Below are 14,199 nucleotides of genomic sequence, written 5' to 3'. Positions count from 1 at the left end.
CTAGATTAATTCCAGTTCCAACTTCAATGCTTCAATTTGAATTTGCACCTCTTCATCATTTTGCTTGTTTTTACTATCTAATACTTTTTCAGGCGTTTGTACATTTTCCAACACTTCATTAGGCATATTCTTGTACTCCTTGAAATAATCAGAAGCACATGCAACTGCTTTATTTTCTTCTACAACTTCGATGTTAAAGTATTTACTTGCATCCTCGCCTGTAAGCCATGTTTCTTTATCCACCATCTCTTTAATGGTTTCAATGTCAACGCCTTCCCTTAAATTATCCTTGTATGTATTTAAGATTCCCTCATCGATTTTCTCTAAGTCTTCTGCCATTTTTAGAAAATCAGTAGCGTTTCCATACATTCCAGTCCATGCTCGATGGATCATTATGTAAGAATTAGACGGACAATAAATCTTATTTGCGCCAAATATTAATACACTTGCAATACTTCCAGCAAGTCCATCCACATATGCAGTTATGTAACTACCTTTTTCTCTTGCACGTTTCAACATATTCAGCATTGAAAGTCCGGAGAAAACTGACCCTCCTCCCGAGTTGACATACAAGTTTATCTTTTTACCTACATGGTTATCCAACAATTCTCTAATTTCCTTTGGCATTACATCGCTGTCATCCCATTTCCAATCTGTATCAGAAACAATGTCACCATAAATGTAAAAATCCACGGATTCATTAGTTTCATTCTTGATCTTCATCCACTTCATTATTGTTATCACCACCTTTCACACCATACTGTTGACCAACATTCTTTAACTTGATAAAGGTTCCATTTACAATAGCTTCATCACCACCTTCGATTGGAGGTAAGTCTACCATTTCCCTACCTTCGTTAGGCGTATAAACACCACTAACTACTCCTTTTACAATTCCGTCAATTTGCGTCTTAAAGTCTGCACGAAGGATTGCATTTGCATTAAACTTCAATTTATAGCCATCTCGAATGTCTTGATTGGAAAGTAACTTAAATGTAATTTCCTCTTCATATGATTTGAGGATATGTAATAATGTGTTAACGTAAAAATCTCTTTGTTGAGTCTCCACGTTAGCATAATTACCCTTATCATAGTTGTTGATCATTGACGGTTTTATCCCAAATGCTCCTGCAATTTGTAAAGCAGTGTATTTGCTAATTTCTAAAAACTGAGAATCGGTCATACTAATGTTTAGTGGTTTCAACTCGAATCCGACAGGAAGAGGTATGACCTTTCCGGCGTTATCTGTTCCAGATGCAAAGTCTTCAATTTTTGCTGCCATCTTTTTAGCATTACCTTTACTCAAGTCACCTGTGTAATAAACAATTGCTTTCCCCATCAATCCATTTTTATAGTAATTATTTAAATAACTACTTGTACGCTGTCCATTCTCAATATTAACTTTTAAGATGTCTTTTACAGCTAAACCACTGATTCCATCTAAACTAACCGATGTTTTAAAATGAAGTATCTCATCGTGCCTAAACTTGTACATCTTTCCAGTGTTAGTATCAGTGTAGATATACCAGATAGCATTTTTTTGTTTGAACCACCCTGCATTATCAATCCATATTTGCACCTGATCACTTGGCAATATCCATAAACTTTCAGGCTTTGCAGTACCAGCAATATACACAAAACTGTTACCATGATGATTACGATTCAATTCAACAGTTGACCAAAATGTACTTGGTGTCATGTAAGGATTAGGCCTTTTAAGTAGATGGTTTAAATTATGGTTAGGCGCTTTAATTGTTCCCCTTTCTATCTCCTGGTACATTTTGAGTGGAAGCTTACTCAAACTCTCACTAAGTAACCTTAAACAAGTAAAATAGGTGACTTCACTTAATTTGTTTGACGAAATACTTGAATCTAACCCCAACATTTTCAAAAACTCGTCAGAATTTAAACTAACTGAATTTTTTATATTACTAGGGGAAAATCGGTTAAAAAAATCCTTTAATCCCAACATATCACCCCCTTTCTGCTTACCATCCTAAGCGCTCTAAGTAGTTGTCATCCATGTATTGATTCAAATCCGTTTCCTGTTTCATTGCCTCTTTCCATGCGTCTATGACAGCATCCACTGAGTCAATCCGTTTTGTTTTCAAATCTTTATTAATTTTGATTTCACCAAATGAATTTGAAACCGTTTTTGCATTAGCTACAGACCAAGTTAATAGTTTGTTCTTTTTGTCATACTCAACATTTTCCGCTTCCACTTCTAAACGAAAATCAACAGTAGCATCATTTAAACTTTTTGCAGATTGTGTAATGGATAAAGTGTCATATCCAAGTTGTTCTAAGTCATATAAAAAAGCCGATGCATTATGTGGGTCATAACAAATCAGCTCTAAATCAATCTCGTATTCTTCAATTAGTTTTTTCAAATGAGAAATTATGTACTTATAATCTGTCTTTACACCGCCTAATGTTTCCGTTATGGTTAGCAATTTGTCTCGTATCCAAATATCATAAGGTGCACGATCTGTTTTAATATGTTCTTCTACTCGATTTTTAGGTATAAATGAATGGGAATAAACGTAGTATTTTCTTTCTCCTGAATCATTGAGATAAGGAAAGACTAGACTCAACGAAGTAAGATCCCCTCCGGAACTTAAATCCAATCCCGCAACAGCCGTTTTACCACGCATATCTTCTAATGTTCTATCAGATTCGCATTCTTTCCATTTCTCCAAGTTCATGTATTGGTCATCTGTGAATTGATACCAAACATTTAAATCTTTTGTTAGGAAGTTTCTTAACTCTTCTCCTCCCATTTCCTTTGCTTTTCGTGCATTTGCTCGTAAACTATTTAATGTTTCTTCTGTCCATAATTTATTGCATTTTGGCCATACACTTTCATCAAATGGATCATCTTCCTTATCTAATTGCGTTATGTAAACAAATTGTGTTTCATCTTGCACTAATCCGTGGAGAATCTTTACACAATAATCATATAAGTCTTTACACGGTGAAGTAAGTTCAAAACCAGCAGTGGTTATAACTGAAACAAGACAGGATTTTAATTTCTTTGTGCCATCAGAAAGTAACTTGTACATCTGGTTTGTTTTGTGCTTGTGATACTCATCTACAGACGCAAAATAAGGCCTAAAACCGTCAATTGTATCTGTATCTCTACCTAATGCTTTAATTAATCCATTAGTGAGGTTACATTCAATTTCAGATTTATAGTCCTTAATGGTAAACAAACCCTTTTCAACTTTAGTACCACTTAATTCTTTATCAGCATTGATAAATTTATAACACTCTTTCAATACTATTTTTGCTTGCTGCTCTTTTGTGGCAACTGTGTATAGTTGTGGGTACTGATAGGTGGTAAAATTGCCGTAATATAATGACGGTACAGCATTACCTAATGATTTACCTTGTTGTCTTGCCAATTGTACATAACTGGTTCTAAAACGTCTATGTCCTTCCAATGTGAGCCAACCATTCCAGCTACCAAACATAAAACATTGGAAATCATACAGTTTTAGTGGTGCAGGTTCATCACCTTCTGCAAGTGTCAATGTTTCTGCAAAGTCTAGTATTTCATTAGCTTGCTCAACATCCCATATGTAAGGAAATTCTTTAGTTCCTTGCCTTTCCAAATCGTTTAAGTGTCGTTTACAAGCAAGTTTTTCAAGTTCTCCTGCAATCTCACGTCCTTCAATTACATTTCTAGCATACTGAGTGGCTCTATCCACAATCATTTAAACTTTTCCCATTTGCTTTTAGGTTTTTCATCATCTGTTTTCGGGAGAACTAACTTTAATCGAGATGTAATCGTAAGACCGAGATCACCGGCAGATGAACGACACTCATTAAACAGTAAATTTTTACTACGTTGTATTTGGGCGTATTCTTTAAAATCATCTTTAGGCTTAGTTGACCTTAATAACCTTACAATCTTTATGTATTGATCACGAGAGTCTATATATCTCGCTAATGCATCCACGTCTAAATTACTAAATATCTGAAGCCTAACTAGTTCATTTGCAATTTGGTCAAACTCTTCTTTTTGACTTTTAGTTAAATAACTAGGAGCAACAATATTGTCAGTGTTTCCTTTAAGTGCCGCTTCTTGTTCTTCTCGTTCTTTAATTTCATTTTTAGTTAAGTGCTTTCTTCCTTTTCCCTGTATTACTGATAATGGTTGTCTATTTTTTCCACTCATTGATTACACCTCCTTTTTTATGATGTGAAAAGTTTTCATTTGGGGAGTTTATGCGAGAGAAAATAGTGGCAGGCGGTTTCAGGATTTAAGTAAAAAGTCTCCTACCACTCCCCCTGTCTATTCCTAGACACCTCGACCAACTTTTGTAACTCAGTCTGCATTTTCTCTTTCCTATCCTCACTAGCTTCGTACTCATCATGGATGTATCTATGGCACTTTGCATCGACACAAATAATGTTAGACTCTTCCAAGCCTAACCATGGATGCTCCTCTAATGTTTGTATATGGTGACATATCTGCACTCCACTAAACCTCTTCTTACTCAAACACAACTGACACAAATAATTGTCTCTATCCTTTACCTTTTTGACTAATAACTTCCAGCCTTTGCTATTGTAAAATGCTGCTCGTTTCTTGTCTCGTTTTTTAGTATCATACTCTTTATGTCTGTCTTTCCTTTTTTCCTCATATTGCTTCTGACACTTATCACATCGCTGTAAACTTAAATCAATCTTCTTGCCGCATCCACATAACTTTAAAAGAGCCACGTTATAAATGTGATAGCTAATGCAATCATTGCTCCAATTATTATGGCCGTCATCCTGTTAGCTTCATCATTATCTTGACTTCCAATTAAACCTAAGAGACCAATCAGTAGTGCTAAAGTAAATATCAATCTAACTGTAATCAACATTGCTATCTCACTCCTTTTCCTTTTGTCGTTCAACAACAACTGCTGCAATAAACAAAATAGGTAACGTGATAAACAATGTTAGGAATGCACCAACATAAATTAATTGTTCCATAGGTCATCAATACCTTTAACAAATTGCTCTTGCATCTTTTTAGTCCTCATGTATCCTAAAACTAATATCAATAGATGAAGCACAAAAATAAAAACTCCAATCCCCATTGGAATGAAGTAGTTAATTGCTACTCCTGGAATTAAACCAATTAAAAAAGCAATACCACAAGGCACTGCAACGTATAAGCAAAGTATCATAATTAATAAAAACCATGACAATATTTTTTCTGGTAAGGTTCTCTTAGTAGTAAACATTAATATCACTGCTCCCTATATACTCAGGTAGGTTATCAATTATAATTTTTTGTACTTTTGGTATTGGGTCTTCATCAAAATTAATAATCCTTTCTATTTCCCTTAAAGCATATTCATATCGAACTTTATCGCTAGTTTTTATCTGCATACTACTCATCACTCCTTTTCTAACAATTCCATCAAATATTCATTTATTTCTTTCTGTTCGTCCAAAGCACATTTTAATGATTTTTTAAGACTTTCCTTCTTATTTTTCAACTGTTTTTCTTTATTTTTCTCAAGTTTGTTAATGTACTGTAGTTTCTCTTCTACCGTAAATATAGTCCATCCAAAAGGTACTTCTCCCTTATCCTCACATCCCTTTATTTTAGTTTGGTCTCTTTTGCGAATTTCCTCTATATATTCAAATGGTGAATTTACATTTTCCAAATGAACAATAAGTAATTCAATATCTTCTTTATTTAATCCTAATTTGCTCATTTTTCGAAGATCATTAAATAAAGGAACAAATAAATCCATGTCAATATCTCTATAATTCTGCTTCATTAACTCACCCCTCTAATTAAAATATTTTAAGTTTACTGAAACATCAATCCATTGATTTCTTATTTCCTCTCGGATTCCTGGACTACCTAAACCACTTTTTTCAATCTCTATTAAACTGTTTAAAAAGTTTATTTTTAGTTCTAATTCTCTTTCTAGCTTAGATTTCATATATTCACTCCTAAATTTAGACAAAAGAAAAAGCACCCTACCAAGGTGCAATCAATTAAAATCTATAATCATCAATATCATTGACCTTATACATATCTAAACGATCAATATAGTTGTCTTCATCGGAAATATTAGAAATAGTATTTATTTCATCTTTAGTTAATACTTCTTTTTCATGAAGTAATGATAATAATCTTTCATTAATTATTTTTAAGTTAGAAATACAAATTTCTTCATTTATTGTTTTTACTTCATGTAAATGTCGTTTCCTTTGTCGATACTCACTTTCATCATATTCTTTCTGCACCAAAACAGCATAAACCTTATAAAGTTCTTCATGTACAGAATAACCAACTGTCCCAAACCTCATAGCATAATTATCAGTATTATAAACAACATTAAAATACTTATTATCACCAAAATGTATATTTTTTTCAAACTCTCTGAATTCGGAGAATTCTGTTGCTGATAATTTAAATTTCACCAACAGAATCAATACATCGTCTTCATCTTCCTTTAAAGCGTACGGTTGAATAGTAAAGTTTTCCAACACTAATTTTTGTTCCATAATACCAACTCCTTCCATATTATGAAACAAGCATATCACGAACATTCGTTCTTGTAAATTGTCTTTTTTTGACAAACAAAAAAGCCACTCATAATTGAGCAGCAATGTCGTTGATCTTCTTTTCAATTTCGATTACCTTATCTCTTACTTCTTCAACTGATAACCCATAACGTTCTGCAACTCTCTCAAATGGAAATACTGCAAAATCTATGTTTGCCTGAAGGAAATACTGATAAAATTCTCGCTCAGCTTCCGGTAATTGTTTTCTTGCATTTTCTATTTTCTTATACTCAAAAACCTCTTCAAAATCCAATAAATTGTCATTAGTCATTTAATCCACTCCCATCTAATTTTAAAATACATCATTTTTAGATGGAAATTTATTCTAATATGTAGACAATTTGTGACGATTTTCTGGTGGTTTACCTATCCCTTCAAACAAAAGAAAAAAGCACTCCAAAATGGAATGCTTAAAGTCCTAAATCTGATTTTCTTATACTTGTTGCTGTAGCTTTTCTTCTTACTGGTTTTACACTAACAGACACATACGCAACTTGATCTAAATTAACCTTATAAAGAACACCTTCATACTCAAATTCTCTCCAACCACTGTCTGGAACTCCGTACATAACTCTTTCTTTGTCTTCGTCAGATACAAATTCTCCAATAGTTTTACCATTTTCAAAGTGATAAGTAATTAAATACTCTTCCATTTCATCCACCTCCTCCCACTACCATAATTATACAGTAGTTAGGACAAGATAAGGTGAATAAATTGTTAATTTTTGTCTATAACACAAAACAAACACCTTTCCAAGTGATAGGTGTTTTCTCATTCCACAACGAAAAAGACCTCACAAGTTAATGAGAGGTCTTGATCAATTTAGACCTATAATATTTTAGGTCGCCCGTAAAGGGATTAGTATATTTGTCCGATAATTTTATCGGAGCCCGCAAGGGGATAGTTTTTAGTTAACTTAATATTAATACTTATTTACTTGGATGTCAATGATTTTACTATAGATTCTTTATTAGTATAAAGTTCTAATAGTTTATTATCAATTTCATCTAAGTATTTATTATCTAATCTAAAATTATACAACTCATCTCCAGAATCTTTAGGGGTATGAATTCTAATTTTACTTAAAGCACATATTTGACTAAGAATTGCTACTGTCCCTTTTTGATAATCCTTAATTTTCTTGCTTAGTTTATCAATATCTTTTTGAACCTTATCTGTATTTTTACCCTCATCACTCAATTTTCTTATTAAAGATGTCTTTTTGCTTAAAGTCGATTGGCTTTTTTGTATATCTTCTTTAAATAAAGAATATCCTAAAAACACTTCATATTTTTGATCGATGTCTTCTGGAGTTTTATTATCAGGCAATGATCCAAGAGGTATTACTGTAACTGTCTTATTCGATTTAGAATTCTCATTTTCAATTATTAGTGCATAATGTAAACCACCTTGTTCGCTTCCAACTTTAAATCCAAAGTCAGCTTTGACAACCATTCCCCTTTTATAAGAAAGTAGCTCTTGATAATTAAAATTATTTTCATTTCTCAGATAGTCTGTGCTCCATGTGTTTAACCAAAATAGTAATTTTCGAGTAGTATCTTTATCTTTCATCATTACTGACTTATGAAGCTGATTCAGAATTTTTATTGTGGTAGCATTAGTTGCTTCCTGACTATTTGTATTAATATATACCATTTATTCTCTCACCTCCAATCTACCAAAATTATACAACAATTGATGGTAGATTAGTAGGAAAGATGTAAAAAATTAGTATAATTTGTGGATGTGTATTAAGATGTATTGTGGGCTCGATTCCCCACCCAAGAATGAATGAGGAATGAGCCGTGTAACAATTATAGACTCCGAAATAATATCGGAGTCACTTATCGAGGGCAAGTGACTCAAAAGTACAATATGTAATGTTTTTTGAAACTACTTAACTGACCGTCACGCTAATAGGTTGTTATTATGTATTATCTTTTAACAGACTCCTGCATTACAGGCCCATCACACTCAGGACACTTTAATCCATCCCGTGATTTATGATTAGTTACTTCCCAATCAGTAGCTAATCCATCAATATTAACCGTAATATCTCTATGTATTTCCATCGGTACTTCAGCAATTAATCTTATTGACTTATGACTATATCCAGTATCCATTAATTGTCTTACTTTGTTATGTATTTCAGTTTCATCGCTCGTAGTGATCACATCATACCAACAATCAACACTCTTGCGTTGCAATATGTATTCCATTACTCATCACCTTCTAACTTTACATTCTTATGTGATTTATAATTTATAATAGATTCGATTGTATTAAAAGAAACACCAACAATGTCTTTCATCATTAGGCAAAAATCTGTCTTAGTTCCTTCCCATTCTAAAAACTCTTGACGGATCATTATGACTTCATCTTTAGTCAATCGTTTTCGCTTACTCACTATATCCTCAATTACATCTGGTGTAAATTGCTGCTTATGTGGACATAAAATTAAATTAGAATATGCGTTATCGTGCTTATTCCTGTTTTTATGATTTACAGTTAATGGGAAGGGAATTAATTTACCATCTTTATCAGTAGTAAATGATTTTTCTCTCCATTCACTTTTTGTTTGTTGTGAACCAGCTGAATAAACCACTTCGTGAACATACATTCTAATATTATATCCGTCATTTCGCTTAAGAGTAGTCATTTTATACTCATTTTTCCTAATCCCTTGTGCTTTTTCCCCTAGCCATCTTTTAGTAACTAAACTGTAAATACGCCCTTTTTCTAGGTCTACTCTGTAATGCTGATCAAACTCAGGCAATGGAGCTGTATTATCTAATATTTCTTTTGAAATCATAATCTCATTCCTCTCATTTTTTTAAAAACTTGCATCCTATAATATTTGGTGTTATAATTCATTCTGGATAAGTATGTATTTAATTACTTTTACAACTAAAAATAAAAAGTGTGAGCAGATAATCGTCTTCAACTTAATAAGCGACTAATATCTCTCACATCATTATCCAAGCCTCTCACCATGGATCTTTATCTGTTCTATATTAAAAGGGCTTAACCTTTTATTAATTTCTCAATCTTATCGAACATTTCTCTTGAAGGCTTTTTAGCACCAGTTTCCAACATGCTCAAAAATGGCTGACTAATCCCTAGCTCCTTCGAGACACTTTTCTGTGAAAGCCGTCTCAACACTCGATATTCATACAGTTTATTCATCTTTCTATCCCTACCTTTCACCACCACCTTTTAAGGTTATTGTTTATTACTATCATCCCAATAAAAAAGACCGCCAACTAGTGACGATCTAAAGAGGAATGAGAGTAGGAGAGATTTACCCTCCTACATAATATAAGTCACTCCATTTATAACCTATAACTTAATATTATTGACCAATTTTTGATACTGTAACACAATATGTATTAATATTCTCTTTTACATAGTCTACATGTTGTCTTAAAGCTTTATTAACCTGGTTGACAAAAGCATCTTTTTCTCGCTGCCTTAAAAATCGTTTAACACCTTTCATTTCGTCCAGTAGTATATTAGATGACTTTTGATTTAAGTTGTCAAACAGTATGTCTATTATGGTATCGGATATGTCTTCTTTGTTACTTTGCATCTCCTTAAAGTCTCCATATGTATAGTTTTGGTCGTTATCGTATTTTTCCTTATAGTGTTTCTTCAAAAAGTTTATGGTATATGTGTAAAAATCAAAAGTATTATCAACTTGATAATCGCTATATGTATAATCAGTTATGTTATCAATCATCTCAAGGTATTTTAGTATTGTGCTATATGTCTCGTTATTACCTTTTAAAGCATTTATAATTTTAAATGCAATCCATTCCTTTTTGATAATATTACTGATTCGTGTAAACTGTTTACTAATATTTTCTTGTGACATTCCCAAGTCATCTGCAATCTTTCCCTGAGTTAGTAATTGGTCATGTTTTAGTGCATAAATCTTATATTGTGTTTTTGTTAAAAGCTTTTCTATACCACCAACATGATCAATAAAATCTTGATACTGACTAGATTCATTCTTTTTCCACACATCAAATTGGAAGTCATCATAATGTGATATTTCCGCATCATCTTCTAGACATTGACCTTTTCGCTCTCTAACAGTATCAACTTTTTCATTGGCATTATTAATTTCATCCATTACTCGCAACCTAAAATTCTTTTCAAAATACGTTACAATTTGAGCTGGAGTTTTTGTTATGTCGGTGGACTCAATCATTTTATAAACCACATTCAATATGTATTCATCTAAAATTTTTGGATCAATTGCCCTAAACTCGTTTAAAATGTTGTTATATAAATGATTTAACTTGTTATCATTAAATTTTAAATAACGTATACTGTCATATTTACCCTGGTTGTTTTTTTCTTTTACAAATCTTTTGCCAATTAATTGATCTAATACAAATTCATCACCATTCTTATAAGCTACAATATAATCCTTTAAATTTTTAAACGTTTGTTCCATTCAACCACTCCTCTTTTTTATTTTAAAGACTAAATCTCATTAACAATTCTTTATTGACTATCCCAACAGAGTTGCATCTTGAACCTCTGTTGTCGTAAAACACGACTTCTAAAAATCATCTGGGCCATACATTTGATTTAGTAAATCTGCATCATCTAGTATTTCACCAACAGGAACTTTACTTTCTTCTTCTTTTTGTTTATTTAAATCACGCTTCCTTTGAGCCTCTTTAATTTTATTACTAAATCCCTTCGCTTCATCCGTAAAATTAGGATAAATTTCCTTAATCACGTTATCTTTTATTTGGTAATTTACTTTGTTAAAGTCTAATGAAATACCATCTCTAACGTATTGTTTATAACTACCCCACACACCCATTACAACTTTAGGATTGTCTATGTACTCATTCTTCATGTTCATCAATTGAAAGCTTTCTAAAGACTTTTGGCAATTCAAATGATTACCCTTACCGTTAGAGTAAAAAATTGATTTAACGTCTTCTACATTTATCTGATCAATGTTATTGGCATTAACTGCAACAATTTCATCAGATTTCAATAAAACTGCATTTGTAGCATTTCTAACTAATTCTTTTTTAAAATTATGTTCAAACTGATCTCTCGCTTCATCAATCAACTTTTTAGTATGGTATTGTGATTTTTCATTTTTGTATAGAGCGTTTTTCCTTTTTTCTCCTACTTCAAACAGTTCTCTTTGTTGCTTTGTGGCTGTTTTCTTTTGAATAGCGTATTTAGCTTCAACATAGTAGTACCATTCAAAGTCAGTAGGGAAATAATTTTCACCATCAACCTTATAAGTCTTAAACCTTTCAATTACATCTTGCATTTCCTCATTAAAATCCTCATCACTTCCAATCGAATCAATAGCAGCTTCATTTACTTTCTCTTGAATGTGTTCGTCTGTAGTTACTTTATGCTCAACCTTCTTTTGCTCCTTCGTTTTCTCATCACTTGTAAATGGTAATATACGATAAACATTTTCATCCTGTTTTTTCTGTTCACGTCCATCTACCTTACTATCCTTGTAATCACCAGTATTTTTGTAAATGATTCCCCTGGTCACAGCATCTTTTATTATCCTTTTGGCAGAACGCTCATTAACACTAAGGATTTCTCCCCACCTTGCATAAGAACAAATAAAACCTTTTCTCCACCTAGCAGCAACACAATAAATATAGTAATCTCTAATACTAGTAACCTTTAAAAACTGTTCATATGTAATAGAAGAATAATTTCTCATACCTTCCTTTTTTTCATCCATTCCATCATTGGATAATTCGTTAATGTTAAGGCCAACCTCTAACATGGTATTATTTTTGATTTCTTTTACTTCATTATGTAAAATTAATACTTGCTTATTGATCAAGGATTCTAATGTTTCCTTAACTTTTTTGATATTATCCTTATCATACTTGTAATATCGAACATGGATAAATTGATTTAATAAATCTGCATTTACCCTAACCGAATCATCGTACATCCTCTGAGTGTAAATGGATGAATACAAGAACAACTCACATTCATTTAAATTGAATTTACTATCTTCATTAAAAAAGCAATTAAATACTGGAACATATTGTTTAGATGTAAAGTTTTTAGTTAACACATTTTATCCTCCTATTGTTTAGATTAAAGTTTAAATTTAAAAAACAAAAAATAAATCAAACCACTACTCACTTACCTTTACGCTTGTATGTATAGTATGTTTTATCTGTATTCATGTATTCTATGTATTACTGTGCAATTTTCTCCCCGATTTGGAATATCTATAACACCCCACCAGTGTCATTTTCATTCCAATTTGGAATTTTTATGACACCCCCTAGTGTTAATTTCTCCCCTATTCGGAATAATTTTGACACTAGTGTTATTTTCACTCTATTTAGGAATGAATTTAACACCCCTGTTTATGAGCTTTGAATTGTTGGATTATTTTCGACAAACATTCTGATTGTACGAACATGGAGAAAGTTGCTTCAGTTTTAGGATTTTTAGCAATTGTAATTGGTTCAATATTATGTAATCGAATAAAATCAGCTAACCTTTTGTCGTAACAAAACAGAAAATCGTTTTTATTCATCCTCTCACCTCCCTTTAGATTCCCCAGTCTTCTTTGAGTTTGTTTAGGAACTTTTGCATTTCTCCACTATCTCCAACAACATCTGGATGAAAATTTTTTGACGCTAACCTAAATATCTTTTTCAACTTCTTCTTTTCCTCTAACGTGTAGTTACTACTAGTGCTGAAGTTAAAGTAACCACTTGTATTATGTTTGTAGTTACTATTGAAATTGTCGTAGTAACTACTTTGTTCTGATTTCTTTTTTTCATATTCTCTATTGATATATTGCATCTCCAAAGCATCCAATGTGTTTTTATCTCTCAGAACACCGAATATGTCATAGCATAAATCATATGAATCTGCACCGTACTTCTGTTCAAATTCCTTTTTGATTCCTCTATACTTTTGTAATATCTCTTCATGCCGCTTTTTTGTTTTGTATTCTTCTGTTTGTTCAAATTCTTTCGTCACTTGTTCTACTATCGGATCTAATTTTTCGTAAACCATATCATAAATATCATCTTCTGATATGCCCATATCCTCTGCCTTATCTTTAATACTAAAAGGCATACAATCATAAAGTGAGTATTCTAGAAGGTCATAGTAACTCATTGTACATATTGACCATTGTTTCTTTTTAACCTTCCCATTTTTACGGTATGACTTATGGATACTGATCTTATAAGCATCAAGTACTGGTCTTTCAAACTTCTCCTGCGAAAATTTATATCCCCATTTTGTAACAGTTAACCCATCAAAAGAATATGTAAGATTGTCTACCATCAGCTCTTTTGGCGCCCCATAATCGTTCGGCTTTTTATTTTTTATTTTTTGAATAACGCAATACATTTACTTCCCTCCTTCATGGTAGTTACCTTGATAACGCTATTACAGTAACTACTTCAATTTCAAAAAATTTTTTTCCACTTTAAAATTCTTTTTAATTTTTTTTATAAATAACCCTTTACAACTATCCTCCTTCCATGTATAATTTAGTTAAATTAAGAGGACAATAATAATATTATCCTATAAATCTAGTTGATAGGTTTTTTAAGATTGCATAAAAATAGGTA

General features: G+C 32.1%; 19 protein-coding genes. All 19 read right to left on the bottom strand.

The window, feature by feature from the left end; all coding sequences use genetic code 11:
- Positions 1-732, bottom strand: coding sequence for a head maturation protease, ClpP-related (locus BCELL_RS10455; RefSeq protein ID WP_013488694.1), 732 nt, complete (start codon positions 730-732; stop codon positions 1-3).
- The gene (locus BCELL_RS10450) at positions 707-1,972 is read right to left on the bottom strand and encodes a phage portal protein (protein WP_041808216.1); all 1,266 of its coding nucleotides are present in this window, start codon (positions 1,970-1,972) and stop codon (positions 707-709) included. The genes BCELL_RS10455 and BCELL_RS10450 overlap by 26 nt, the downstream gene beginning before the upstream one ends.
- Before the next feature lie 16 nt (positions 1,973-1,988).
- Positions 1,989-3,716 carry a terminase large subunit gene (locus BCELL_RS10445; protein WP_013488692.1) on the bottom strand — a complete coding sequence of 576 codons (1,728 nt, stop codon included), beginning with the start codon at positions 3,714-3,716 and terminating at the stop codon, positions 1,989-1,991.
- On the bottom strand, positions 3,713-4,180 hold the full coding sequence (locus BCELL_RS10440; RefSeq protein WP_013488691.1) for a phage terminase small subunit P27 family: 468 nt from the start codon (positions 4,178-4,180) through the stop codon (positions 3,713-3,715). The genes BCELL_RS10445 and BCELL_RS10440 overlap by 4 nt, the downstream gene beginning before the upstream one ends.
- Positions 4,181-4,715: 535 nt before the next feature.
- Positions 4,716-4,874, bottom strand: a complete 159-nt coding sequence (locus BCELL_RS22560; RefSeq protein ID WP_013488689.1) for a hypothetical protein — start codon at positions 4,872-4,874, stop codon at positions 4,716-4,718.
- 99 nt (positions 4,875-4,973) lie between these two features.
- Complete coding sequence (locus BCELL_RS10430) at positions 4,974-5,240, bottom strand: hypothetical protein (RefSeq protein WP_013488687.1); 267 nt, start codon at positions 5,238-5,240, stop codon at positions 4,974-4,976.
- A gap of 156 nt (positions 5,241-5,396) precedes the next feature.
- Positions 5,397-5,786, bottom strand: coding sequence for a hypothetical protein (locus tag BCELL_RS10425; protein ID WP_013488685.1), 390 nt, complete (start codon positions 5,784-5,786; stop codon positions 5,397-5,399).
- 12 nt (positions 5,787-5,798) lie between these two features.
- A complete protein-coding gene (locus tag BCELL_RS22555; RefSeq protein ID WP_013488684.1) occupies positions 5,799-5,954 on the bottom strand; it encodes a hypothetical protein in 156 nt (51 codons plus the stop codon).
- A 55-nt stretch (positions 5,955-6,009) separates the two neighbouring features.
- Positions 6,010-6,522, bottom strand: coding sequence for a hypothetical protein (locus tag BCELL_RS10420; RefSeq protein WP_013488683.1), 513 nt, complete (start codon positions 6,520-6,522; stop codon positions 6,010-6,012).
- An 88-nt stretch (positions 6,523-6,610) separates the two neighbouring features.
- Positions 6,611-6,853 (bottom strand): hypothetical protein, encoded by a 243-nt coding sequence (locus BCELL_RS10415; RefSeq protein WP_013488682.1) that lies wholly within the window; start codon positions 6,851-6,853, stop codon positions 6,611-6,613.
- 139 nt (positions 6,854-6,992) lie between these two features.
- On the bottom strand, positions 6,993-7,235 hold the full coding sequence (locus BCELL_RS10410) for a hypothetical protein (protein WP_013488681.1): 243 nt from the start codon (positions 7,233-7,235) through the stop codon (positions 6,993-6,995).
- Positions 7,236-7,516: 281 nt separating this feature from the next.
- Positions 7,517-8,239 (bottom strand): type II toxin-antitoxin system PemK/MazF family toxin, encoded by a 723-nt coding sequence (locus BCELL_RS21595; RefSeq protein WP_013488680.1) that lies wholly within the window; start codon positions 8,237-8,239, stop codon positions 7,517-7,519.
- A 278-nt stretch (positions 8,240-8,517) separates the two neighbouring features.
- On the bottom strand, positions 8,518-8,802 hold the full coding sequence (locus tag BCELL_RS10400; RefSeq protein ID WP_013488679.1) for a hypothetical protein: 285 nt from the start codon (positions 8,800-8,802) through the stop codon (positions 8,518-8,520).
- The gene (locus tag BCELL_RS10395) at positions 8,802-9,395 is read right to left on the bottom strand and encodes an HNH endonuclease (protein ID WP_013488678.1); all 594 of its coding nucleotides are present in this window, start codon (positions 9,393-9,395) and stop codon (positions 8,802-8,804) included. The genes BCELL_RS10400 and BCELL_RS10395 overlap by 1 nt, the downstream gene beginning before the upstream one ends.
- Positions 9,396-9,607: 212 nt before the next feature.
- Positions 9,608-9,769 carry a helix-turn-helix transcriptional regulator gene (locus BCELL_RS10390; protein WP_157184189.1) on the bottom strand — a complete coding sequence of 54 codons (162 nt, stop codon included), beginning with the start codon at positions 9,767-9,769 and terminating at the stop codon, positions 9,608-9,610.
- A 166-nt stretch (positions 9,770-9,935) separates the two neighbouring features.
- The gene (locus BCELL_RS10385; RefSeq protein ID WP_013488677.1) at positions 9,936-11,045 is read right to left on the bottom strand and encodes a hypothetical protein; all 1,110 of its coding nucleotides are present in this window, start codon (positions 11,043-11,045) and stop codon (positions 9,936-9,938) included.
- 108 nt (positions 11,046-11,153) lie between these two features.
- Positions 11,154-12,671 (bottom strand): hypothetical protein, encoded by a 1,518-nt coding sequence (locus BCELL_RS10380; protein ID WP_013488676.1) that lies wholly within the window; start codon positions 12,669-12,671, stop codon positions 11,154-11,156.
- A gap of 288 nt (positions 12,672-12,959) precedes the next feature.
- A complete protein-coding gene (locus BCELL_RS10375) occupies positions 12,960-13,145 on the bottom strand; it encodes a hypothetical protein (RefSeq protein WP_013488675.1) in 186 nt (61 codons plus the stop codon).
- Between the two features lie 14 nt (positions 13,146-13,159).
- The gene (locus BCELL_RS10370) at positions 13,160-13,975 is read right to left on the bottom strand and encodes a hypothetical protein (protein ID WP_013488674.1); all 816 of its coding nucleotides are present in this window, start codon (positions 13,973-13,975) and stop codon (positions 13,160-13,162) included.
- Positions 13,976-14,199: the final 224 nt, after the last annotated feature.

This window comes from Evansella cellulosilytica DSM 2522 (assembly GCF_000177235.2).
Taxonomy (GTDB): Bacteria; Bacillota; Bacilli; order Bacillales; family Salisediminibacteriaceae; genus Evansella; species Evansella cellulosilytica.
The sequence above is the reverse complement of the archived record's forward strand: the minus strand, read 5'-3'. Positions and strand labels throughout refer to the sequence as shown.

What these genes read in the sequence shown, in the direction of transcription:
- BCELL_RS10385 (WP_013488677.1), bottom strand. Translation starts at nt 11,045, where the DNA reads ATGGAACAAACGTTTAAAAATTTAAAGGATTATATTGTAGCTTATAAG.
- BCELL_RS10400 (WP_013488679.1), bottom strand. Translation starts at nt 8,802, where the DNA reads ATGGAATACATATTGCAACGCAAGAGTGTTGATTGTTGGTATGATGTG.
- BCELL_RS22555 (WP_013488684.1), bottom strand. Translation starts at nt 5,954, where the DNA reads ATGAAATCTAAGCTAGAAAGAGAATTAGAACTAAAAATAAACTTTTTA.
- BCELL_RS10370 (WP_013488674.1), bottom strand. Translation starts at nt 13,975, where the DNA reads ATGTATTGCGTTATTCAAAAAATAAAAAATAAAAAGCCGAACGATTAT.
- BCELL_RS10455 (WP_013488694.1), bottom strand. Translation starts at nt 732, where the DNA reads ATGAAGTGGATGAAGATCAAGAATGAAACTAATGAATCCGTGGATTTT.
- BCELL_RS10410 (WP_013488681.1), bottom strand. Translation starts at nt 7,235, where the DNA reads ATGGAAGAGTATTTAATTACTTATCACTTTGAAAATGGTAAAACTATT.
- BCELL_RS10395 (WP_013488678.1), bottom strand. Translation starts at nt 9,395, where the DNA reads ATGATTTCAAAAGAAATATTAGATAATACAGCTCCATTGCCTGAGTTT.
- BCELL_RS21595 (WP_013488680.1), bottom strand. Translation starts at nt 8,239, where the DNA reads ATGGTATATATTAATACAAATAGTCAGGAAGCAACTAATGCTACCACA.
- BCELL_RS10440 (WP_013488691.1), bottom strand. Translation starts at nt 4,180, where the DNA reads ATGAGTGGAAAAAATAGACAACCATTATCAGTAATACAGGGAAAAGGA.
- BCELL_RS10425 (WP_013488685.1), bottom strand. Translation starts at nt 5,786, where the DNA reads ATGAAGCAGAATTATAGAGATATTGACATGGATTTATTTGTTCCTTTA.
- BCELL_RS10415 (WP_013488682.1), bottom strand. Translation starts at nt 6,853, where the DNA reads ATGACTAATGACAATTTATTGGATTTTGAAGAGGTTTTTGAGTATAAG.
- BCELL_RS10450 (WP_041808216.1), bottom strand. Translation starts at nt 1,972, where the DNA reads ATGTTGGGATTAAAGGATTTTTTTAACCGATTTTCCCCTAGTAATATA.
- BCELL_RS10445 (WP_013488692.1), bottom strand. Translation starts at nt 3,716, where the DNA reads ATGATTGTGGATAGAGCCACTCAGTATGCTAGAAATGTAATTGAAGGA.
- BCELL_RS10390 (WP_157184189.1), bottom strand. Translation starts at nt 9,769, where the DNA reads ATGAATAAACTGTATGAATATCGAGTGTTGAGACGGCTTTCACAGAAA.
- BCELL_RS10375 (WP_013488675.1), bottom strand. Translation starts at nt 13,145, where the DNA reads ATGAATAAAAACGATTTTCTGTTTTGTTACGACAAAAGGTTAGCTGAT.
- BCELL_RS10420 (WP_013488683.1), bottom strand. Translation starts at nt 6,522, where the DNA reads ATGGAACAAAAATTAGTGTTGGAAAACTTTACTATTCAACCGTACGCT.
- BCELL_RS10430 (WP_013488687.1), bottom strand. Translation starts at nt 5,240, where the DNA reads ATGTTTACTACTAAGAGAACCTTACCAGAAAAAATATTGTCATGGTTT.
- BCELL_RS22560 (WP_013488689.1), bottom strand. Translation starts at nt 4,874, where the DNA reads ATGTTGATTACAGTTAGATTGATATTTACTTTAGCACTACTGATTGGT.